Origin of the sequence: Bacillus sp. 0909A, from assembly GCF_036765115.1 — a bacterium.
Classification (GTDB): domain Bacteria; phylum Bacillota; class Bacilli; order Bacillales; family Bacillaceae; genus Bacillus; species Bacillus mojavensis.
Genome location: NZ_JBAIZU010000002.1, coordinates 281,207 through 304,432 on the forward strand (window position 1 = coordinate 281,207; position 23,226 = coordinate 304,432).

17 protein-coding genes are annotated in these 23,226 nt (G+C 43.5%); all 17 read right to left on the minus strand.

Going from position 1 to position 23,226, the window contains the following annotated elements:
• Nucleotides 1-62 precede the first annotated feature (62 nt).
• The 17 genes from spoIIGA to ftsL all read right to left on the minus strand — a co-directional run bounded on the left by spoIIGA (nucleotide 63) and on the right by ftsL (nucleotide 23,192).
• Nucleotides 63-992 (minus strand): sigma-E processing peptidase SpoIIGA, encoded by a 930-nt coding sequence (gene spoIIGA, locus V6D42_RS06660; RefSeq protein WP_333513130.1) that lies wholly within the window; start codon nucleotides 990-992, stop codon nucleotides 63-65.
• Between the two features lie 194 nt (nucleotides 993-1,186).
• Complete coding sequence (locus V6D42_RS06665) at nucleotides 1,187-5,494, minus strand: S8 family serine peptidase (protein ID WP_333512716.1); 4,308 nt, start codon at nucleotides 5,492-5,494, stop codon at nucleotides 1,187-1,189.
• A 308-nt stretch (nucleotides 5,495-5,802) separates the two neighbouring features.
• Nucleotides 5,803-6,951 carry a cell division protein FtsZ gene (ftsZ, locus tag V6D42_RS06670; protein ID WP_010334166.1) on the minus strand — a complete coding sequence of 383 codons (1,149 nt, stop codon included), beginning with the start codon at nucleotides 6,949-6,951 and terminating at the stop codon, nucleotides 5,803-5,805.
• Nucleotides 6,952-6,986: 35 nt separating this feature from the next.
• Nucleotides 6,987-8,306 (minus strand): cell division protein FtsA, encoded by a 1,320-nt coding sequence (gene ftsA / locus V6D42_RS06675; RefSeq protein ID WP_326195593.1) that lies wholly within the window; start codon nucleotides 8,304-8,306, stop codon nucleotides 6,987-6,989.
• 173 nt (nucleotides 8,307-8,479) lie between these two features.
• Nucleotides 8,480-8,845, minus strand: a complete 366-nt coding sequence (locus V6D42_RS06680; RefSeq protein WP_333512717.1) for a small basic family protein — start codon at nucleotides 8,843-8,845, stop codon at nucleotides 8,480-8,482.
• 17 nt (nucleotides 8,846-8,862) lie between these two features.
• Nucleotides 8,863-9,570: a DUF881 domain-containing protein gene (locus V6D42_RS06685; protein ID WP_333512718.1), complete on the minus strand. Its 708-nt coding sequence runs from the start codon at nucleotides 9,568-9,570 to the stop codon at nucleotides 8,863-8,865.
• A 21-nt stretch (nucleotides 9,571-9,591) separates the two neighbouring features.
• A complete protein-coding gene (locus tag V6D42_RS06690) occupies nucleotides 9,592-10,287 on the minus strand; it encodes a DUF881 domain-containing protein (RefSeq protein ID WP_333512719.1) in 696 nt (231 codons plus the stop codon).
• A complete protein-coding gene (locus V6D42_RS06695) occupies nucleotides 10,284-11,075 on the minus strand; it encodes a cell division protein FtsQ/DivIB (RefSeq protein ID WP_333512720.1) in 792 nt (263 codons plus the stop codon). Before V6D42_RS06695 ends, V6D42_RS06690 begins: the two co-directional genes overlap by 4 nt.
• Before the next feature lie 129 nt (nucleotides 11,076-11,204).
• Nucleotides 11,205-12,116, minus strand: coding sequence for a UDP-N-acetylmuramate dehydrogenase (murB, locus tag V6D42_RS06700; protein ID WP_168747742.1), 912 nt, complete (start codon nucleotides 12,114-12,116; stop codon nucleotides 11,205-11,207).
• 31 nt (nucleotides 12,117-12,147) lie between these two features.
• Nucleotides 12,148-13,239: an undecaprenyldiphospho-muramoylpentapeptide beta-N-acetylglucosaminyltransferase gene (gene murG / locus V6D42_RS06705; protein WP_168747741.1), complete on the minus strand. Its 1,092-nt coding sequence runs from the start codon at nucleotides 13,237-13,239 to the stop codon at nucleotides 12,148-12,150.
• Between the two features lie 121 nt (nucleotides 13,240-13,360).
• Nucleotides 13,361-14,461, minus strand: coding sequence for a stage V sporulation protein E (gene spoVE / locus V6D42_RS06710; protein WP_003221421.1), 1,101 nt, complete (start codon nucleotides 14,459-14,461; stop codon nucleotides 13,361-13,363).
• Between the two features lie 57 nt (nucleotides 14,462-14,518).
• Entirely contained in the window at nucleotides 14,519-15,874 is a 1,356-nt protein-coding gene (murD, locus tag V6D42_RS06715) for a UDP-N-acetylmuramoyl-L-alanine--D-glutamate ligase (RefSeq protein WP_333512721.1), read from the minus strand.
• Nucleotides 15,875-16,849, minus strand: a complete 975-nt coding sequence (gene mraY, locus V6D42_RS06720) for a phospho-N-acetylmuramoyl-pentapeptide-transferase (protein ID WP_024121314.1) — start codon at nucleotides 16,847-16,849, stop codon at nucleotides 15,875-15,877.
• A 111-nt stretch (nucleotides 16,850-16,960) separates the two neighbouring features.
• Nucleotides 16,961-18,445 carry a UDP-N-acetylmuramoyl-L-alanyl-D-glutamate--2,6-diaminopimelate ligase gene (locus V6D42_RS06725; protein ID WP_268449997.1) on the minus strand — a complete coding sequence of 495 codons (1,485 nt, stop codon included), beginning with the start codon at nucleotides 18,443-18,445 and terminating at the stop codon, nucleotides 16,961-16,963.
• Between the two features lie 174 nt (nucleotides 18,446-18,619).
• Nucleotides 18,620-20,563, minus strand: coding sequence for a stage V sporulation protein D (locus V6D42_RS06730; protein WP_168747738.1), 1,944 nt, complete (start codon nucleotides 20,561-20,563; stop codon nucleotides 18,620-18,622).
• 125 nt (nucleotides 20,564-20,688) lie between these two features.
• On the minus strand, nucleotides 20,689-22,833 hold the full coding sequence (gene pbpB / locus V6D42_RS06735) for a penicillin-binding protein 2B (protein ID WP_442893195.1): 2,145 nt from the start codon (nucleotides 22,831-22,833) through the stop codon (nucleotides 20,689-20,691).
• 5 nt (nucleotides 22,834-22,838) lie between these two features.
• On the minus strand, nucleotides 22,839-23,192 hold the full coding sequence (gene ftsL / locus V6D42_RS06740; RefSeq protein WP_010334153.1) for a cell division protein FtsL: 354 nt from the start codon (nucleotides 23,190-23,192) through the stop codon (nucleotides 22,839-22,841).
• Nucleotides 23,193-23,226: the final 34 nt, after the last annotated feature.

Genomic DNA, 23,226 nt, shown 5'->3' on the forward strand with positions numbered 1-23,226 from the left:
CTTCCTCTCCCTTCTAAATGTCACGTCTTATGAGTATGATAAGTAACGGACATTTGCGAACATTAGGATACGTGCTTAATGGCTTTTCCGGACAGCATTTTCGGATGAATAATCGCGTCAAAATCTCCATCTGCCGACAGCTTTGACGTACTGATGCCAATTAAGCATTTATCCGCGGAAATCATTTCATCTTTTGTCATAATCGTTACATGATCCGGTTTGATACATAATAAGAATTGATGCTGCTGGCCTACTCCCCGGTATGGGATCAGCCTCATTTTATCTAAAAAACGAAACGAATCATCAAGCTGTTCAATCGCTTCCATCGGGTCTGCATTTCGAATAATCATCGTATCACCCTCTCCGAAAATCGGTTCAAGCTTATCAATGTGAATAATCATGACAGGCGTTTTTGTGAGCGGGTCGTACAGCTGGTTGCCTGAATCCACCAGGCCTCTTGCGTGCAGTGTTTGGCCGCCCAGGTCCGCCTGTACCCTGACTCGTTCCTCATATTGAATGTTTTTTGTTTCAATATCTTCAATTCTTCTCTTGGAAAAAAACCATAATGCGGGAAAGCCAGCCACGATAAACATCCAGCTGATCGGGTCCCCAAATCCGGTTTGATTGGTGATCATGACACCGTTTCTGACAATAGAGTTTGACTGCAGCAATGAGTGTGCTCCGATTATTCCTCCTCCCATTACAAAAGTAGCAAAATAAAAGGAAAACAAATTTTGAAAGAAATAACGAAACCTCTTAAAACCGAATGTTACGAGTACAATGACAACCGAAAAAGCTAGCTTTCCGGCCGGGTTCTCAACGATCGGCGAGAAAGGAGTAAACATCAAAAGGACAATACTTGAACCGATAAACGCGCCGCCTATCAATCTTCTTTTTTTCACATGGCGTTTTAAAATAAATGCCGTCAGTAAAAGCAACAGTGCGTCAAAACAAAAGTTTAACAGCCAAATGACATCTAAATAGATTTTCACACCTGACCCCTTTCTTTCTTGCATCACGCTGTTCCCCTTCTTGTTTCATAAGTATAAAGCAAGCTCTGTGGGAAAGTCTGTCAATTAATGTTGAGAGGCCTATACAATTTTTCAGGGATAACTGCTTAATTTGTCGAGGGAATGAATGCGAGTATATAGAAAAAAAGCTGCCAAGGGCGGCAGCTTTTTTACTCTTACTTTTCAGTATTGATATATAGTTTTCCATTCGCTGTTTTTCTAGTTTCATTGCCGTAATTGTCTCGAACGATAACCTCTACTTTCGCTCCATTTGCTTTAATAGAAGATGTTGCTGTCCAATAGCCTTCATATCGTCCCGGAGATATTTCCCTTAACGGCAGCTCGGTAGCGTTTTGTACATTCGCTCTTGCATTTGTGAGCGGAAGACGAATGACAAACGTTGCATCTGCCCCTTTCGCGCTTGAAAAAGCGATTTTGACCGATTCACCGGCTTTTAAGATTTTGTCCTCACCAGGAATTAGTCCGTTAATAACTGGCTTGTCAAAATTCACATCGACGACAGCTTTTTTCGTCGTCTTGTTGCCTGCTAAGTCAGAGGCTGTCACCTTTACTTCGTTGCTTCCGTTTTCCAATAGGATACGGGCAGAGTAGGAACCGTCTGTGACTGTTGCTTTTTTGCCATTAACCTTTACTTCTTTCAAGTTGTCATCTGAAACAGTGCCTTTAACAGTCAGGGCTTCTTTATTGATTTTCTCGCCATCCTTTGGATTGTCGAGCGTCAGTTCAGGCTTGTCTTGATCAAGTGTGACCGTAACAGGACTTGAAGCATCTGTCGTTCCGGAGTCTGTTGATGCAGCCGCTGTCAGCTTGTTTTCCCCTTTGCTGAGTGAAACCCCTGCCTCGAACGTGCCATCTGCGGCAGTTTTCGTTTCTCCTGCTTCTTTATCACCATTATAAAGGGTTATAGTCGTCCCTGGAGAAGCCTTTCCTTTTACAGTGACGCTCTCCTTATTGGTGTATGATTGGTCTGCAGGAGAAGTAATGTCAGGTACGGCAGCTTCATAATCGACTAATGCACGAATCATATAGTTGCCGTCTTCTTTATCCCCTTTTTGCCATGTTCCGTCAACATACTGCCAGTTGCGATCTGAGTACTGCCCGGTTTCATCCATTGCCAAGCCTGGTGAATATGGATCAGGTTTTGACTGGATATAGACAAGATAAAAGTCTTTATCGACCATAATTCCCTTCGAGCTGAGATCTACTTTCGTCCATTCGCCATTACGAAGAGCTTCAGCTTGATATGGTCCCGCAATTTTTTTGCCGGGTGCTCCATCTTTCCCTGTCGCATCGTAAACCTCAACCTTAAACTCTGTGCCGCCAGGATCTGGGAACTCCGTATCCCAGAATCTGAATAGCCCTCCTGTCAGCATGCCTTTTTCCTTGCCGTCAGCCAGTGACATTTTAACCGCCCATCCGTTTCCGGCAGCAAAATAGGAATTTGCATTCTCCGCTGTTCCGTCATCGTATCCGATCTCGCCTGGATAACCGACGAAAGGCTTTAGCACAGTTTCTTTTGTGATATCACCTTTTAACTCAACGGAAAATTCATCGCTGTAATAGCCAGGCGCAGCTACTTTAATGGTGTAAGAGCCCTCATAGGCCTCAAGTGTATATTCTCCTTTGTCGTTTGTAGTTGCCGGTTCAACCGCGGCATCCTCGATAACATAGACGGAAGCCCCTTTTACAGGCTTTCCTGTTGTTTTATTGATGACAGTGCCTTTTAATGTGCCTTTCTTTAGTTCTTCTAACGTAAAATTAGCTCGGGTTGTCTGATCTGCCTGCAAAGACACTTTTTGCGTTTTCGATTGATAGCCGTAAGCTTCTGCCATAAGCGTATAGTCTCCTGCTTTATGCGTCAGCTTGTACTGTCCGGTTGATTGATCTGAATAGGTTGATTTTCCTGTTTCAACCACACTGACCTGTGCTCTTAGCGGCAATGCTTGCGGCTGTATATCAGCGCTATGTTCTGTTTTGGCAGCTGTATGTGTTGAAGGCTTAGCCTTTTTTGGATTAACCGCTTTTTTCTTTTGCTTTTCTGCCGTTTTTTGTACGCCCAGCTTATTCTTTTTAGCTGTTTTCCCGGCAGATTTGTCTGAAAGCTGAACATCATCAATGTACCAGCCCTCTTTCGCAATGCTTTCATCAGACTGAAGGTTGAACATCACTCGAATGTTTTGGCCTTTGTATGCGGATAAATTAATTTCTTCGCTGATCCAGTTTGAAGTCTTTCCATTATAGACCCCAGCCTGCTCCCAATTCGTTTCGCCTTCCGGTAAAACAAATACGTAGCCGTAATCAAAATCACTTTCCAGGTTGTGCCAGCTCTTGAATTGAAGAAACAGATTCCCTGAATCCGGCACATCAATTGGAGGCATAGTGAGATTCATATTCGCTCCATTGGCATAATTTCCAGTCAAGTTTGTCCCATATACTTTTTCTCCTGATGCAGCTGCATGAGGGCCTGATTCCGGAACTCCCCACTCCCAGTTATTGTTTGTCCCGCTCATAAGCCAGCCGCCTGGTTCTGTTTCAAAATCCTGCTTGTATCCAGTAGTGATGCTAGGTTTTATGGTTACATCATATATGTCAGACTCCGCAACATGGCCGCCAAAATCCTGAATGATCCACTTATAGCTTAATGCGGTCCCCTTTATACTTGGGATTTCCGCCTGGTATGTCCCCTTCAAATGATCTCCGCTGATTCGTTTCGCATTGACCTCGTTCCATTCGCCTTGATCCAGCTTATATGCCAATTTCACGGAAGTCACACTTACATTGTCTTCAGCTGTCAAGGTAAGCGGAAGGCTGGCACCTTCATAAGCTTCATTTACTTTCTCATGCTGATAGACAGGCAGCTCCTCATCTTCCCCATCGACAGATACTTGCCCTTCTGCTTTTCCTAAACCGTCTGTAACGGCTGATACAGCGTCAAAAGCATTAACCAAACCATGACCGTATCCGTTATTCGGAGAGTCAGGGAATGTAGAGTCCGTTAATGGCTCAGCCGTGCTTGTCAATATATCCTCCATCTCATCGACAGAAAGTGAGGCGTCTGCCTGCTTCAACAACGCGGCAACAGCAGAAACATGCGGTCCTGCCATTGATGTGCCATCCCATCCGTCTTCATATGTCTGGCCAGGAACTGAAGACCGGATGTTTACGCCTGGAGCAGAAATTTCCGGCTTTGTTTCATCGTATGGCGACGGTCCTTGGAGTGAAAAATCGCCAAGCTTTTTGTTAATATCAGTCGCTCCGGTCGCAAATGCTTCCGGATAATTGGCAGGATTAGCGATAGAACCAGGTCCTCCCGGATTAAAGAGATCAGCATTTCCCGCAGAGAATTCCGGGAAAATATCGGCCGCCCGCCAGGCATTGACCATATCCCTGTACCATTCATCAAGGCCGGAGCCCCCGCCCCAAGAATTATTGACGACATCCGGAGCCATTTCCGGGTGAGGATTGCCCTCTGCGTCTTTTGGAGCTAAAATCCATTCACCGGCCTCCAAAATGTCAGCATCTGTCCCGCCATCTTCTGAAAACGCCTTAACGGCAATCCATTTTGCGCCAGGTGCGACACCAATTTGATTCGTGCCATCAGGCTCAGAACCAACCATTGTACCTGTTACGTGAGTGCCATGAGCAAGATCATCATAAGGACTTGACTCGCCCGCTACAGCGTCAAACCAGTTCATGTTATTATCAGGCTCATTCGGGCTTTCCGGATTAAACCCGCGATATTTTTCTTTTAATGCAGGGTGTTCCCATTCAACCCCTGTATCAATGGAGGCGACAACCGTACCCGTTCCGTCATATCCAAGCTCCCAAGCCTTTGGTGCATCTATTTGGTTTATATTCCATTCTACGCCGTCAGTCGCTTTTATCGCTTTTTGCGCTTTTTTCATATTGAATGGGGAGGCGGATGACTTAAAAAGCTGCCGTTTTTCATTTGGAAGCACCTTTTCTACTTCGGGGAACTGAGCCACTTTCTCCATGACCTCTTTAGAAGCATGTACTGCAATTCCATTTACCACATAATAGGAATGAATATCATCGGCATTCCCTTTATTTTTCTGGCTGTTTAAATATTTCAAGACGTCCTTCTGAGCTTCATCAGCTGTCACTTTTAACGAAGACACAACGGCGGAACGCTTTTGATATTCCGTTTTAGCAGCGGTCAGCTTTTTAGATTTCGCTCTTTTGACAGCTGATTTTGCCGCTTTTTGAGTGTCAGCTTGATCTTTAAATTTGATCAGAAAGGTAGTTTTTTCTTCTTTTTTAAAGCTTTTCTTTAATGAGCTGGATATCTTATTTTGAATCGTCTCTGAAGATTGAAGCTCCTGTTTTACAGAAGAAGCGGCGCCTTTGCTGCTTGCCACGGCTGCACCCGGAAACAGCAGTGAACTGACGACAACTGTACTCAAAACAGAACTGATCAGTCTGTTTTTCGTCTTTTTCCTCATTTTTTATCCCCCTTTTTTAAACCACTTTGTAAAAAAATGTCGTCCCTCCTTTAAAGTTCAATTTGTTTGTCAAAACTTCGCTGTATGTTAACTGTAGACAATCTTAATTACAGATATTGTCGTTTCCTGTCATTTCATTTCCATATAAATGAAAATGATTAGATGGTCATGAAATATCGGTAGGTATAATAGGTTGATTTGTTGATCTGTGTAGGAAGGCATAGTTCAAAAGACATGATAGATGGATGGAAAATGATTGAGGAAAAAATAAAAAAAGGACAAAATCGAAAACGATTTTGTCCTTTCAATTAGCCGCGTTTATTGCGGTTTCTTAAAAATGTCGGGATATCAAGCGTATCGTCAGCCGGCTGTGAGGTTTGGCGGCTGACTGTGTTTTGATGCTGCGGTTCCTCTCGTTTCGGCTCACGTTTTGGAACACTCTGATTATGTGATTTGATATTCTGGTTTAATGATGGACGCTGGGGTTTCGTAACATCTTTCTCCTGTTCGATAAAACCAGTGGCAATCACAGTAACCACAATCTCGTCTTTAAGATTTTCGTTAATAACAGAACCGAAAATCATGTTTACATCCTGGTCAGATGCAGAAGCGACAATATCTGCTGCCTCCTGAACTTCATATAGGCTCAGATTTGTTCCGCCAGTAATGTTCATTAGGACGCCTTGCGCGCCGTCAATTGCTGCTTCAAGAAGCGGACTGGAAATGGCTTTTTTCGCAGCTTCTGCAGCACGGTTTTCTCCAGTCGCAATACCAATACCCATCAAAGCAGATCCTTTGTTTGACATGATCGTTTTCACATCAGCAAAGTCTAAGTTAATGAGACCAGGAGTAGCAATCAGGTCAGAAATACCTTGAACCCCTTGACGGAGTACGTTATCAGCTTCACGGAATGCTTCAAGCATCGGCGTGTTTTTATCAACAATTTCCAAAATACGGTCGTTCGGAATCACAATCAGTGTGTCCACCGCTTCTTTCATTGCAGAAATTCCGCCCGCCGCCTGCAGCTGTCTCTTACGGCCTTCAAACGTAAACGGTCTTGTAACGACTCCGACTGTTAATGCTCCTAAATCTTTTGCGATTTGCGCAATAACCGGTGCGGCACCTGTTCCTGTTCCGCCTCCCATACCAGCTGTTACGAATACCATGTCAGCGCCTTTTAGCGCTTCTTCAATCTGCTCCTTGCTTTCCTCTGCGGCTTTTTTTCCGACTTCCGGATTCGCACCTGCTCCCAATCCTCTAGTCAGCTTTGCGCCGATTTGCATTTTCACTTCCGCTTTTGACAGGTTAAGAGCTTGAGCGTCCGTATTTACCGCGATGTACTCTACTCCTTGCACTTCATTCTCAATCATTCGGTTGACCGCGTTGTTACCGCCGCCTCCTACTCCGATTACTTTAATTGATGCTAAGCCGTCTATGTTTGTTTCAAACTCCAACATGCTAAATCCTCCTAATCTGCCGAATGACTATCTATCTATTCCCAAAACATGCTTAATAGTTTTTTCATTTTGCTCTGTTTGTTATGTTCGGCTTGTGTTTTTTGTTTTCCTTTTGGCCGTTGCTGCATCTCATTTTGGTGATGATGCTCTTGTTCCTCTGCTGATGAGACTGCGATTTCCTGTATCGCTTCTTCAGGCATCTTGAAGCCAATTTTTCTGCCTTGAATTCTAGCATTCCGGCAGGCGAATTGAATCATGCCAACTCCCGTCATATACTGAGGATCTCTTACACCGATATAATTCGGGCTCGCCACTCTGACATTGTTTTGCAGCACATCCTGCGCCAGTGACATGACACCAGGCATCGCTGCTTGTCCCCCTGTCAGCACGAAGCCTCCCGGCAGATCGCTAATTCCCATATTGCGAAGTTCTTCTGAAGCAATCTCAAGAATTTCTTCGACTCTTGCTTCAATGATATTCGCTGCTTCCTGCTGTGTAAATGTCTGTTTTTGATTGGTGCCTATAACGGTTACCTCAAATACTTCATCTTCTGAAGCCTCGTTATAGTAGGCATGTCCAAATTGTTTTTTCACTCGTTCCGCTTCTTCTGTGGACGTTCTCAATCCGATGGAGATATCTTTGGTGATATTTTCGCCTCCGAGAGGAATGACACGGGTAGAAGTCAGGTGTCCGTTCTGGAATACGGCAATGGTGGTTGACCCTCCGCCTATATCAATGAGAGCCACACCGAGATTTTTCTCATCCTTTGACAAAGCAGCAGAACCGGCTGCCAGCGGCTGTAGACAAATATCAGTTATTTCAACACCGGCTCTTTCAACGCAGCGAAGCAAGTTATGTAATATTGTTTTTGAACCGGTGATCAGTGTGCCCTCTACTTCTAAACGCACACCAAGCATTTTTTTCGGGTCGGTAATTTCATCTCTTCCATCAACGATAAATTGTTTAGGAATGACGTCGACTATCAGCTGTTCATGCGGTATTGAAACAACTTGGGCCGCTTCCATGACGCGGCGGACATCTTCTACTTGAATTTCTTTATTTTCACTAGAAACTGCTACAACACCGTTTGTATCTTGAATATTGATATAATTTCCATTAACGCCGACAATAGCTTTTCTAAGCGGAAAACCTACCATTCTTTCAGCTTGGTCAAACGCTTTTCTTATAGAATGAACGGTCTCATCTATATCAACGATTGAGCCTTTTTTCAACCCTTCAGACGGTACATTTCCCACACCGATAATATTAAGGGAATCATCTGTCATTTCTCCGACGATCACTTTTGTATTGGACGTACCGATGTCAAGACTGACGTAAAGTTCATTGTTGTTCATTCTATGGCACCTCCTCACATTTCGATCATTTCTATTCTATTATTTGCGGAACAACAATACAATGAATGTGGCTTTACAAGTGTGTAACAAAAAATAACAACGGAATATTCTTATGTGCTTTTCACATTTTATGTTTATTGAAAATATTCGTTATATCCTATGTATATCCTCTTTTATATCACATTTTTTTTATTTTTTTTAGAAAGAGTCCACTTTGTTAGTAGATTTCTTCTTATAACGGCTATATTCTGAAATAATCTGACTCCAAATGCGAATATACCTGCTAAATACAAGTCTACACCAAGATGAACTCCCAGAAAAGCTAAACTTATGGCCATTATAATATTAAAAAAGAAACCGGAAACAAATACCATTTCATCGTATGTACCTTGTAAATGCGCCCTGATTCCGCCGATTAGAGTATCAAGTGCAGCAAGCACAGCAAGTGATAAATAATTTGAGTATTCACTCGGTATTGTTAAGTTTGTCATCAGTCCGATCGTTATTCCGAGCACGAGTCCAAGCACGGGCAGCCACATGACAATTCTCCTCCCTTTTAGTCTTTAAGCGGTTTTAGCTGTTGTACGTCCACTGCCCTGTCATAAGCTTTTAATGTGAGGCTGCTGTCAGGTTTACCTGCTTTTAACGCTACATTCTCAGAAGCAAAGATATCCTCTAGATCGGACCCCTTTACCCTGCTGTACAGCTTGTCCGGATTTTCAGCAAGCACTTTTACTGTTAAAGGATAATCATCTAGGCTGTATCCGTCTATTTTTGTTGTGCCGTTTATGTCCCGTATCACTGAAGAATTCACAACTCTTCGCTCATTTATTGAGATATGCTCAGCACCATAAGAGTTGAGTTCATTAATCAGCTTCTTTAGTAAATCCGGCGGTGGATTTTTGATCGCCTCTCCAGTTACGCTTTCAGAAAAAAGCGGAGAAAGGGTGATAACAATTCCGCTACCTGTAATATCGGTCATGCCGGCTGTTTTTTTTAAGGTTTGTAATGTATTATTGAGCGCTGTTTCTTTTGTCAATTCTTTGTTTTGCGTATAGGTATTCAGCAATTTATCATACTTATTAATTTCAGCCAGCAGCTCTTCCTGCTTCTTCTGCTCTGATGTAAGCTCTTCTCTAATATCCCACATATCTCTTGTATCTCGGACTTGAGGATGCTTTAAAGAATTAAATTGAACAGATATCATAAGGCCGAATATGACCATAAGCACGCTGAGGCTAATGAAGGAACGCTTTATTTTCAATCACTTCACCCGCTTTTCCAGTCATTCCTTCGTTTTCAGAATGGGCTCCATTTGTACATTTTTCTTTTTTTCTGCGGTAACAGAAATATGATCCATAGAAAGCTGATCGATCAGGCCTCCTGCTATATTTAACGAAGGAAGCAGGACATCGGGATCTCCAATGGCAGAAACGACAAATGGGGCGGGGTGCTGCACCCCGTCAACCGTTACGACCGGCCCGTTGCACTTGATGTAGGAATCATGGGTCAGCCGCTGGCCGTTGATGGAGACGGCTTCCGCACCAGAAATATACAGTTCATTTATGACTTGAAAGAGATGGCTTTCGTGAACGATGTAGCTGTTCACGTTCTCTCCTTCCGGTATGTAAGAAGCATCTTCCAAAGTCACTTGAACGCCCTCTCCTTGTACACCGACTTCCCCAATATACATTCTGTACTTTTCTACATCTTCCAGAACGTTATAGTATTCTGTTTTTTCGTTTTTCAGCTTATTTTCAGTCTGACGGACTTTGTTCTGCTTTTGATACAGTTCTTTTTCAAGGTCCTTGTTTTCTTTCTCTTGCTTCAGCAGTTCATCCCGCAGGGCATATTCTTTTTTCCATTCTTCCCTCTCTGTCATGCTTTTGTGGTTTTCTCTTGTCGTCTGAAAGGAAAAAGAAATTAAAAAGCCTGCGATCAGCATAATCAAAGAAAGAAGGACGGCTGATTTGCCCCTCAATTTTCATCTTCCTTTTTGGCAGACGAATCTCTTTTTCCAAACTCTTCAAAATAGGTAGCAACTTCTAAATGAATAATCCCTTTTTTACTACCGTTAAGCTGTGAGATAATAGAAGGATACGTTTTCATTCGGTCTGCAAAGGTTTTGATGGAAGCAGTAACGACATACCCGTCGTTCATATATAATTTAATACGGTTTTGATCCATTTTGACAGGAGTATAGTACACTTCTGAAATCGACTGTTTTAAAGAATTTGACAAAGCATCGAGCTGCTTGGCCATCTGAACACGTTTTTTAGGGTCTGTCCAATTCACCAAAATGGGTCCCGCATCATCCGGCGTTACTTCGTTTGGCAAAACTGAACCGTTTTCAAGGATTTCGTAATACACATTGTCTTTTTCTAAATAGGCAATCGCTTTATATTCTTCGATCGCAATGTTGATTTTATTAGGAAGGGATTTGCTGATTTCTGCTTTTTTCACTAATTTATTTTCCTGAATCTTTTTTGCTGTTTTTTTCTTATCCAGACTCCAAAATTCAGTATCTCCGCTTTTGATATCGGAAAGATCAATAATCTCCTTTTTGGAAACATTCTCATTACCGGTAACAGAGATTGATGAAATTTTACTAATCGGTGTCTGCAGATACACGATGATCAGCACCATCATAAAAAAGAGCATAATAAATGAAATAAGCCTGCGGTTTGCCTTCTGTTTTCTCTGCTCTTTAATTTTAGGGATCCGCTCTTCAATATTTACGATTTTTTCTCGGTCATGACCCGGATTCATTGCCTGTTCACCTCATTCAACTGAAACAGCCTTAAAAGTCTGCCTATTCCAAAACAAACGGCATACTATGATGCCGTTTGTCGTTTGCTTACAGTATATCATATGAACAGCTTCAGTTCAGAACTTGAATCAGCGATTTTCACCGATGATTTCAACCTCTGTGTGCATATCAATCTCGTATTTTTCACGGATTGTCTTTTTCACATGATCAATGAGATCAAGCACATCTTTTGCTGATGCTCCGCCCGCATTGACGATGAAGTTTCCGTGCATCTCCGATATCTTCGCACCGCCGATTTGATATCCTTTTAAGCCCGCTTTTTCCACTAGATTGCCGGCATGGTTCGGAAGCGGGTTTCTGAATATACTTCCTGCACAAGGGCTTGAATACGGCTGTGTATTCTTTCTGTAGTCTTTATTGCTTTGCATTTGCTGAACGATTGATTCTTTATCCTTCTGTTCAAGCTGGAGAACGGCTTCAAGACAAACACCAGGGCGTTTCTTTTGCAATACGGACGTTCTGTAGGTGAATTCCATCTCCTCATTTGTCAGCCACTCGATTGTGCCGTCCTCAAATAAAATATGCGCTTTGACAAGGATCTTACTCATATCAGATCCGTGAGCGCCTGCATTCATATAGACAGCCCCTCCGACGGATCCCGGAATTCCGGCAGCGAATTCTAATCCCGACAAGCCTTTTTTGCTCATCGATGTAGCAAGACGCACAACTGAATAACCGCCACCGACAGTGACTTGTTCCCCGTCAAGCTCCAAGTGGTCAAGACCCGCCCCCAGCTTGATCACCACACCTCTGATCCCTTCATCTAATACAAGAAGGTTTGATCCGCGGCCGATGACTGTCCACTTTACTTCATATTTTTTCACAACATCCATGATGTCCTTGACAGCATCTACACTGCTTGGTATGACCAATACATCCGCAGGACCGCCGATTTTCATTGTTGTATGATTTGCGAGCGGTTCATTTGCAAGCACCTTGCCGACTTCGCGTTCTTTTAATTCTTGTATCACTTTCTCCATCGTAAACCTCCGCATTCCATTTGCTTTTCTATTATTTTTTCAAATCTTCGAGTACGCTGTATAAACGGGCCGCAGCATCAGGAACACCTAGTGACTTTGTCCGTTCGCTCATATCCTTTAATGTTTGTTCATCGAGCACAATCCGGTCAAGCGCTTCAATCAGCTTTTCCCCGCTGAGTTCTGTTTCTTTCAAAACAATCGCCGCATCATGCTGACCGAGAGATCTCGCATTGACCTCCTGGTGATTCGCCGTTACGTACGGACTTGGAATCAGCACACTTGGGATTCCGAGTGCCGTAATTTCCGCAATGGTCGTCGCACCCGCTCTTGCTACAATCACATCAATCGCCTTTAAATACTCTGGCATCTGATGAAGAAACGGTTTTGTGACCATATTGTCAGCTGCACCCTTGTTTTTCAGCTCAGTCATTACTTTCTCATAGTGAACCTCGCCCGTAATATACAGTACTTGATACGCTCTTGATTTCAGCGCATCCTGCATATCAATGACCGCACGGTTAATCGGTGCGGCGCCTCTGCTTCCGCCGAAGATTAATACGGTTTTTTTCTCTTCAGAGAGCCCGAATTCTGCCATCGAGCGACCCGTCTTTATTGAGACGACCTCAGAGGCTCTCGGGTTTCCCGTAAATACAACTTTCTCACTTGGAAAATGTGATTTTGCTTCCTCAAAACATATTGCTACTTTATCAACATATTTTGAAAGAAACTTATTGGTGATGCCCGGCAGGCTGTTTTGTTCATGAACGATAGTCGGAATCCCCATTTTTGCAGCCGCGTATACAACCGGCCCGCACACATAACCGCCCGTTCCAATCACGGCATCCGGCTTAAATTCCGCTAAATACGATTTGCTTTTTTTAACGCCTTTTAGGAAACGCATGACCGTTTTTACGTTTTCAAATGAAAGCTTTCTTTTAAAACCTGTAATTTCAATGGAACGAAACGGTATATTTTCCCGTTCTACAATTTTTTTCTCTAATCCGTTTTCTGTTCCGATATATAAAAATTCTACATCAGGATGGCGGCGCTGCACCTCTTTGATAAAGGCAAGTGCTGGATAGATGTGTCCCCCTGTGCCGCCTCCGCTTATTGCAATTCGCATATCTCTTCCCCCAGTCTCAGTCTCTATAACATAACGATAACCCTGTTTTTATGGACAGGGTTATCGCATCAATTGTTTCCCAGCTTCCTGTTTCATAGGATCGCTTCACGAATAAAATTTATTAATACCTCGAGTACCGGCTCACGTTCAGCAGCACACCGACAGCCATCAGCATCAGAGTCAATGATGAACCTCCGTAGCTTAGAAACGGCAGCGTGATGCCAGTTACCGGAATAAGGCCCGTCACAACACCGATATTGATCATAACTTGGATCGCGATCATTGAAATAATCCCTACAGCGACAAAGCTGCCATAAAGATCTGGTGCACCGAGCGCGATCCTGATTCCTCTCCACAGCAGCACGCTGAACAGAAGCAAAATAAGAGACCCGCCGATAAACCCAAGCTCCTCTGACAAGATGGCGAAAATAAAGTCCGTTTGCGGCTCAGGCAGATAAAAGAATTTCTGTCTGCTTTGGCCGAGCCCCATTCCGAACAATCCGCCAGGCCCTACCGCATACAGCGATTGAATAATTTGAAAGCCGCTGCCGAGCGGATCTTCCCACGGATTCAAGTAAGAGGTAATCCGTTTAATTCGATATGGAGCCGACAGTACGAGCCCAACAAATCCGCTCAGGCCGATCAGCCCGAGAAAGACGAAATGGGCAATTCGCGCACCGGCTACAAAAATCATGACAATACAAGTACCGACCATTACCGTTCCCGTACCGAGGTCAGGCTGGCACATAATAATCAAAAATGCGGAAAACACGATGCCGAGCGCCGGAACGAATCCACGTCTGAACGATGTAATGTTTTTTTGCTTTTCAGAGAGAAATTTAGCAAGGAATGCTATCATCGCAAGCTTCATAAACTCTGAAGGCTGTATGCTGAATGCGCCGACACCGATCCAGCTTCTAGAGCCGTTCCGCACCATGCCTACGCCTGGTATTAAAACAAGCACCAGCAAGAAAAAACAGATAACCATCAGCAACTTGGACCATGTCCGCCATGTCCAATAATCAACATTCATAATAAAGAACATGGCAATAACGCCGATGCCCGCAAACAATAGCTGCCGTTTCGCGAAAAAGAATGAGTCGTCAAATTTATAATCCGCCCATACCGCACTCGCACTGTACACCATAATTAATCCAATTGTTAATAATAATAACGTAATGATGACCAATAACAAATCAGGCGATGTTTTTTTAGTAGTCAAAGCAATCGACACCCCAAGCTTAAAGTCATTAGGGCTGCCGATTTCCAAGACAAGCCCTTACTTAAGCATATGCACGGCGTCTATAAACATGTCACCGCGTTCTTCAAATGTTTTGAATTGATCCCAGCTCGCACACGCAGGTGAAAGCAGAATGACATCTCCTTCATTTGAGAGCGCAAACGCCGCAGATACTGCTTGTTCAACATTATCGACACGTTTGACATGTTGTATTCCCAGATCATTTCCGAGCTTTTCGAGTTTCGGCGCTGTCTGTCCGAATGTAAGCACCGCTTTGACATGCTTCATGTAAGGTTTTAAGTCGTCAAAGCCGTTTCCGCGATCCAGTCCGCCTGCAAGCAGGATGACAGGTTTTTCAAAAGCCGAAAGCGCTTTGCTTGTCGCCAAAACGTTTGTTGCTTTGCTGTCATTATAAAACTTACGGTTCTTCACTGTTGTGACATACTGGAGACGGTGCTTTACGCCGGTAAAGCTTGTCAGCACTTTTTTGATGGCCTCGTTGGACGCTCCAGCCGTTTTCACTGCCGCAATCGCGGCTAAAATGTTCTCCAGATTATGCGCACCTGGCAGCACAACCTCTTCCAGAGGAAGAATAGCTTCGCCGTTGTACATAATCATGCCCTCTTTTACATAAGCGCCGTGTTCAAGCTGTTTGCTTACTGAAAAAGGAACAATTCCGGCTTCTCCGGCCTCAGCCAGGCGCACGACTGTTTCATCATCCTGGTTGACAATTGCTTTATCTGAAGCTTTCTGATGCAGATACACTTTTTGTTTCGCTTTTTCATAGTTTTCTCTCGTATGATGATAATCCAGATGGGCATCAAACACGTTTAAAATCAGGCTGATTTCAGGCCTGAAGTCGTGCGTTCCCATCAGCTGAAATGACGAAAGTTCCGTTACGATCCATTCATCTCCATCAGCGTGATAGGCAACCTCACTTGCGACTGTACCGATGTTTCCGGCGATCAGCGCCTTTTGAGAGTCTGCCTTCAGCATTTCATAAATCAGCGTTGTTGTTGTCGTTTTTCCATTCGACCCAGTAATCCCAATAAATTTGGCATTCGTCAGATGGTAGGCAAGCTCAATTTCCGTCCATATCGGGATGCCTCTTTTTTCGGCTTCCTGAACCATAATATTTTCATATGGAATACCCGGGTTTTTGATCAGTACAGTAATCTGATGCTGATCGAACAGAGAAACAGGGTGCTCTCCGCAGACAACTTCGACCCCTTTTTCAGAAAGTTTCTGGGCTGGTTCGTTCTCATCAAAAGGCTTTTGGTCGTTGACTGTAACATAAACACCTTTTTCATGAAGTATAGAAGCAGCCGCAAACCCGCTTTTGGCGAGTCCAAGGACTAAAAAATGCTGATTATGCAAAAATAGATCGTTTTCCACTTATAACCACACCTCGATGTAAATTCCTAATACGGCAAGCAAAAGTCCCGCAGCCCAAAATGTTACAACAACTCTCCATTCAGACCACCCGACAAGCTCATAATGGTGGTGAAGCGGACTCATTTTAAAGATTCGTTTACCTGTCGTTTTAAAGCTGATGACCTGCAGAATAACGGATAATGTCTCAATGACGAATACACCGCCGATGATAACCAGCAGGATTTCTAATTTCGTTAAAATGGCGATGGTGACGATTGCTCCTCCCAATGCAAGTGATCCTGTATCTCCCATAAACACTTTGGCTGGATGCGCATTGAAGACTAGGAAGCCCAGCACCGCTCCAACAACTGCGACTGAGAAAATAGCAACATCATATTGGGATTGATTCCATGCCAGAATGGCAAAGGCGCCAAAAGCGATGGCTGCCGTACCTGATAATAGACCGTCAAGACCATCAGTCAGGTTGACGGCGTTTGATCCGCCGACAAGCATAAATAGCACAAGGATAAAGTAAGCCCATCCAAGATCAAATGACAGATCAGTCCCAGGAATGCGGATATCCGTCGCAAAATTGTAGTAATGATACACCGCATAAAACACAATTGCGATGATAATTTGTCCGATCAGCTTTTGCTTTGACGTCAGACCGAGATTTCGTTTCATGACGACTTTAATGTAATCATCCAAAAAGCCGAGTAAACCGTAACCGATCGTGACAAACAGCAGCAGGAACATTTCCGGACTTATTTCTGAAAACTTCTGCGTCATCACTATTGTTGTCACAATGATAGACAGTATGATCATGACCCCGCCCATTGTCGGTGTCCCTGATTTTTTCTGGTGTGATTTCGGTCCTTCTTCTCTAATACTCTGGCCGAATTTTAATCTTCTTAAAAACGGAATAAGAATCGGAGAGAGCAGAACACTGATTAAAAAACCCATTAAAATTGTAAACAGAATGACTTGCTCAAGCATTGTCCTTTTCTCCTCCTGTTTCTTTCAAACGACATACGTAGTTATCATATTCATGTTTTTTTTCCATATGAAAAATCTTTTCAAGCTCCATCATGCAATAACATCTCTTTCCTATGAATTCGTCTTATTTTTATTCAGTTCGACAATGGCTCTTGCCGCCACTTCGGCATCGTCAAAGTCAAAGGTTTCGTTTCCAATCTGCTGATAGGTTTCATGTCCTTTCCCAGCAATGAGGACAACATCGCCTTTTTTGGCGTTGGCAATGGCAAAGAAGATCGCCTGCTCGCGATTGGCAATGCTGTGGTAGTATTCGTTCTCTACCCCTGCTTCCATATCTCTTAAAATGGCACGCGGATCTTCGCTTCTCGGATTATCTGAAGTGAAAATCGGTTCGTCAGCCAGCTCAACAGCGATTTTCGCCATTTTCGGGCGCTTTGTCTTATCTCTGTCTCCGCCGCAGCCGACAACAACAAACAGCTTTCCTTCCGCCATGTCTCTGCATGTCTTCAGTACGTTTTCAAGGCTGTCCGGCGTATGCGCGTAATCAACAATAACCGGAAACTCCTGCTGCTGATTAACCAGTTCAAAACGGCCTCTTACGCCATGCAATTCTTCCACGGCTTCTGTAATGGTTTCAAACGGAATGCCTGCCGCTATACAAGTCGCAACAGCAGCGAGCACGTTATACACGTTAAACTGTCCGACGAGCGACATCGTGATGTGCTTCGTGCCTTTGTTCGTCACCAGTTCAAAACTTGTGCCCTGTGCAGTAGTTTTGATATCTTTCGCCATTACATCAGCATTGTTTTTAATTCCATATGTAGAAATATGTGCCGCAGTGACCTTTTCAAAATAAGCGCTTGCCTCATCATCCGCGTTTAAAACAGCCCGTTTTGGATTTTCATGGTTGAATGCCCCGCCAAGCTGAGAAAACAGCAGGCTTTTTGCCTGTCGGTATTCATCCATCGTTTTGTGATAGTCAAGATGATCCTGTGTTAAGTTCGTAAACACGGCGATGTCATAATCACAGCCGTGAACCCGTCCAAGTGATAAAGCGTGAGAAGAAACCTCCATGATGGCCGTGTCGACATGCTTGTCATTCATTTTTTTAAATGTTTGCTGTAACGTGACGCTTTCCGGTGTCGTGTTTTTAACGGGAAGTGTTTCGTCATCGATTTTAATGTACATCGTGCCGATTAAGCCTGTTCGCTTCCCCGCTTTTTTGAGAATCTCATCAACCATATGGGTCGTTGATGTTTTTCCGTTTGTGCCCGTTATTCCGATCAGCTGCAGTTTCTTTGTCGGCTGTCCGTAAAACGCATCAGACAAAACGCTGAGCGCCCGCAGTGACTGCCGGACAATGATGACAGGCACACCCACATCGAGCTCCTTTTCAGCCACAATAGCCGCTGCGCCGTTTTCAACTGCTTTTTGCGCAAAATCATGGCCATCTACCGTATACCCTTTTACACATACAAAAAGACTCCCTTTCTTTACTTCCCTGGAGTCCATCTCAATTGAAGTTATTTCAGGGTCTTGTGAATCATTTACAGAAGGTTCGGTTGTTAAGTATGTAAGCAGCTTTGTAAGTTTCATCGTATCAAACCTCTCAACATTCTATTCGTTCTTTTTATCATTGAAGTCACATCAAATGATGTGATAATGACTTTTAAGCATACAGTTCATATTTTAGCGTAAAAAAAAGGATACATCCAGCTAATCTTGAAAGATATCAGCATTTTTCTGCAATAAAATAATAGGCAGCCCGAATTAATCGGCTGCCTCCTTTTTTTCATCTTCTTCAGTCAAATAAACACGTATCTTAGAGCCCTCTTTTACTTTCGTTCCTGCAGCTGGTGATTGTTTGACGATTTTGCTCCCTTTTCCGGAAGCATCTATATTCAGATTCACCAAAAGTGACTCAAGATCTGAGACAGACATCCCTACAACATTCGGAACTTCTACTGTTTTTGTGTCGTTCCATTGGTATTTTTTTTCGATTTGATTTTTCCTAGGCTTCACACCAAGCTCCGGCAGGCTGTCTCTCATAATACTTCCTACAATAGGCGCTGCAACGGTTCCGCCAAACTGAATTGTGCCTTTCGGGTTATCGACCGCGACATAGACGACAAGACTTGGGTCGTCAGCCGGTGCGAAACCGATAAATGATACAATATGGTTGTTTTCGAGGTATTTTCCATCTTTCACCTTTTGCGCTGTACCTGTTTTGCCGCCGACACGATAGCCTTCGACAAACGCATTGCGTCCGGTGCCTTCTGCAACGACGCTTTCTAAAGCATAGCGGATTTGTTTTGATGTTTCCTTAGAAATGACTTGTTTCTTGGCAATTGGCGATTGTTTTTTGACTGTTTTTTTGGTTACCGGATCAATCCACTCTTTTGCTATATAAGGTGTGTAGAGCGTGCCGCCGTTAACAGCTGCAGAAACGGCTGCAACCTGCTGAATCGGCGTGACGGATACCCCCTGTCCAAAGGCGGTTGTCGCTTGCTCAACCGGGCCTACTCTATCAAGCGGAAATAAAATCCCTGTTCCTTCACCTTGCAGGTCAATCCCGGTTTTTTGGCCAAATCCAAAGCCTTTTATATATTTGAATAGCTTTTCTTTGCCCAATCTCTCTCCCAATTCAACAAAGCCGGGGTTACATGAGTTTTGCACAACTTCAAGGTACGTTTGCAGTCCGTGGCCGCCCCTTTTCCAGCAGCGCAGTCTTGCTCCGTCTACTTCTGCATGTCCTTTATCATAAAATTGGTCGCGTTTTAAGTTGACTTTTTGCTCCTCCAGAGCCGCCGCAAGTGTAATAATTTTAAAGGTCGAACCCGGCTCGTACGTGCTCCACACAGGGAGATTCCGATTGTAAACGGACGGGTCAACAGATTGGTAATCAGCCGGATCAAAGTCAGGTCTGCTTGCCATCCCAAGTATTTCTCCGTTTTTCGGGTTCATTGCAACTGCAATCATACCGTCTGGATGATATTTAGCTTCAGCGTTATCAAGCTCTCGTTCCATTATGGTTTGCACCTTCGAATCTACAGTCAGCTTCATATCGAGTCCATCCTTAGGAGGCGTGTAGTCATCCGCTTCATCGGGCATTTTTTTCCCTTTGGCATCTGTATAAAACTTAACAGAGCCTTTTTCTCCTTTTAAATCATCATCATAATAGGCTTCAAGCCCGAGGAGTCCTTGGTTATCAATGCCGGCAAACCCAAGCACATGGGATAAAAAGCTGCCGAACGGATAATGGCGGATACTATCCTCCGCTACATACACCCCTTTTAAATCGAGTGCTTTGATTTCTTTTGCCTTTTCATTTGAAATTTTTCTCCCTTCCGGCGTAATCTTTTCTATCGACGCTTTTTTTGTGACGTGCTTATATACTTTTTCTTCAGACATATTTAACACCGCAGCCAGCTGTTTGCTCGTTTTCAGTGGATCCTGGACTTGGCGCGGCACGACAAATACGGTCGGAGCACTCTTATTTGTAGCAAGCTTAACCCCGTTCCGATCAAGGATCTCTCCCCGTTCCGGCTCAAACGGCAGGTTCCGGCTCCAGGAATCCTTCGCCAGAGAAGTCAGTTTCTCCCCCATGACAAACTGAACATACCCCAGCCTTGTATCAATGATCAGAAATACGATCACTCCAAAAAGCAAAACAAATAATAAACGTTTTCTAACCGTTACATTCGAGACGCGCAAGGCACCGTTCACTCCTTATTTAGGCTTGTTTCATTTTATGCCTGCGTGTGGACAGGTAGAACGGCGCTCCTCTTTGGAGATAGAAAAAAAGAAAGCTCACCCAACAGGGTAAGCTTTCTTTCTATTTAATCAGGATTCTTAAACTTCACCTTGATCACGGTTCCGTCTTTTATTTCTTTGTCCTTCTTAACGCTTTGGCTCACAGCGTAACCTTGTCCGCTCACTTCTATATGAATTCCTGCCAAATCGCCGTATTGAAGAACCTCTCTTCTCGACCAGCCTGTCATATCAGGCATCTTGATTTTGCCCCCCGTTTTCAGGAAGACCTTCTGATTGGTCAAAACCTCCTCACCCGCTTTTGGATATTGCTGTTTTACTGCAATATCACTGCCGATCACAATCGGTGTGAGGTTTTCGTCTTTCGCTTTCTTTTGAGCACCTGTTACAGTTTGATCTGTTAAATCAGGCATCGCCTGCGCTTTCGTTTCTTCCTCATCTGAATCTGACGTTTCAGTCGGTTCAATGTTCAGATAATGCAAACTGTTTTTCATTGTCGGATTGAAAATTTCAGATACTGGATTAGAGCCTGTTTCATCATTTTCTAATTGCGGCTGCTGCACTGCAACATAGATCAGCAGCTCAGGATCATCTTTAGGCGCCATTCCCATTACGGAAAATACGTAATTATCGCGTCCAGATAGATAACCGTTTTGTCCGGCAATTTGCGCTGTTCCGGTTTTAACAGCCACATCAAAACCTTCAATTTTATATGGCTGTCCAGTACCGATATCAGATGTAACGACATCACCTAAAATTTGACGAACCTTTTTAGCGGTTTCCGCAGAAATTGGGGTACCGGCGGACTGAGGTTTATTTTGATAAATGGTTTTTTTCTTATCAGGATCAACAATATGGTCTATGACATAGGGTTTCATCATTTTACCGTCATTTGCTATTGCAGTTGCAGCCTGCAGCTGTTGAATTGGTGTAACAGCAGAGGCTTGGCCATATGCAGTTGATGCTTTGTCAAATTCATATTTAAAATTGATTTTACTTGATGCTTCACCCGGCAAGTCAATGCCTGTTTTTTGATAGAAATTGAACTTATGAAGATACTCATTAAACCGGGAATAGCCCAATTTTTCATTAGCCAGTTTGGCAAAAGCAACATTTGAAGACCTTACAACACCGTCATGATATGTTGTTGGCCCCCAGCCTACACCATCATTATGGTCCCTTACAGGTTCTCCGCCTACTTTGTATGTTCCGGATTTGTACTTTTCATTGCCGTTATACACATTCTCCTGTATGGCAGCAGCAAGTGTAAATATCTTCATTGTTGATCCCGGCTCATACGCATATGAAATTAAATCGTTATAGTAGTTCGTCACATCGCGTGTGTTTGGGTCAAAGCTTGGACGCTGCCCCATGGCAAGCACTTTGCCCGTTTTCGGATCGACGACTGCTGCCATGATTTTTTTCGGATTATACTTTTTCGCCACTTTTGTCATGCTGTCTTCCAAAAAGGTTTGAATTTTCTGATCAATGGTTAAATATACATTGTCACCATTTTTTGGAGCTGTAATTTTATTTTTGCTGTTCGGGAGTTCCCAGCCGGATTTGTCACTTTCATATGTGACGTATCCGTCCCGCTCCCTTAAATACTTATCCAGCACTTTTTCTAATCCCATCGCGCCGGTGATTTCATTTGTTTTTTGGTCAACCTCGGCATAGCCAATCAAGTTGGACGCAAATATGCCGTTCGGGTAGTAGCGTTTTGTATCACGCAAAAATGAAATTCCCGGGAGATTCAGCTTTTCGATTTTTTGCTTTTGTGAATAAGTAATATCCCGTCCCGCTGAACCGAACTCGACTTGTTTTGCCTTCTTCTTGTTTAAGATATCAAGAATATCAGCCTTGTCCATGTTTATCATTTTAGACAATTCTTCAGCTGTTTTTTCCTTGTTCTGGACATGCTGCGGATGCTTTTTGTCAGTAGTCATTTTTTCATCAAGAACAGCGATTAGCTTATACGTAGCTGTATCCTCAGCAATTACTTTTCCATTTCGGTCTAAGATGGAGCCCCTGCTCGCTTCAATTGACCGTTTCTTTTCATGCTGCTCTGTCGCTTTTGTCGCAAGCACTTCACCGTTGGCTTTTCCGGTTATTTGAATATATGCCATTCTCCCGAGGATGACAAAGAAAAAGAGAGCGAAACAAATACTTAGAATCGCTGCTCCTCTGTTCATAAATTTATTCTTTTTTGGCATTTGAATCATTCCTGTATGTTTTTCACTTTTTTATCTTTTAAATTCAAGCCGTTCTTTTTCGCAATATCCATAATGCGCTGCGGCTTGCTTAAATCAGCAACGCTTTTTTCGAGGTCACCAATCTGCTTGTTTTCGGAAGAAATTTGCTCCTCAAGCTTTTGCACCTCTATATTTGTTTGGTAAGCCGCATAAGCCTTCGACACGATCAAAAGCGATACGCTCAGCACTGCAGCGGCGAAGAGGACGAGAAGCACCTTTTCTCCGAGAGTAATGGAAGCCCTTTTCTTGACAATCACTTTTTTCTCAGGACTGATCGCATGCCGTTGCTGTTTCTCTGGTTGATAAGCTAAATTGTTCATAGGCTGATGACCTCCTTTTTAGGTTTGCGTTCGC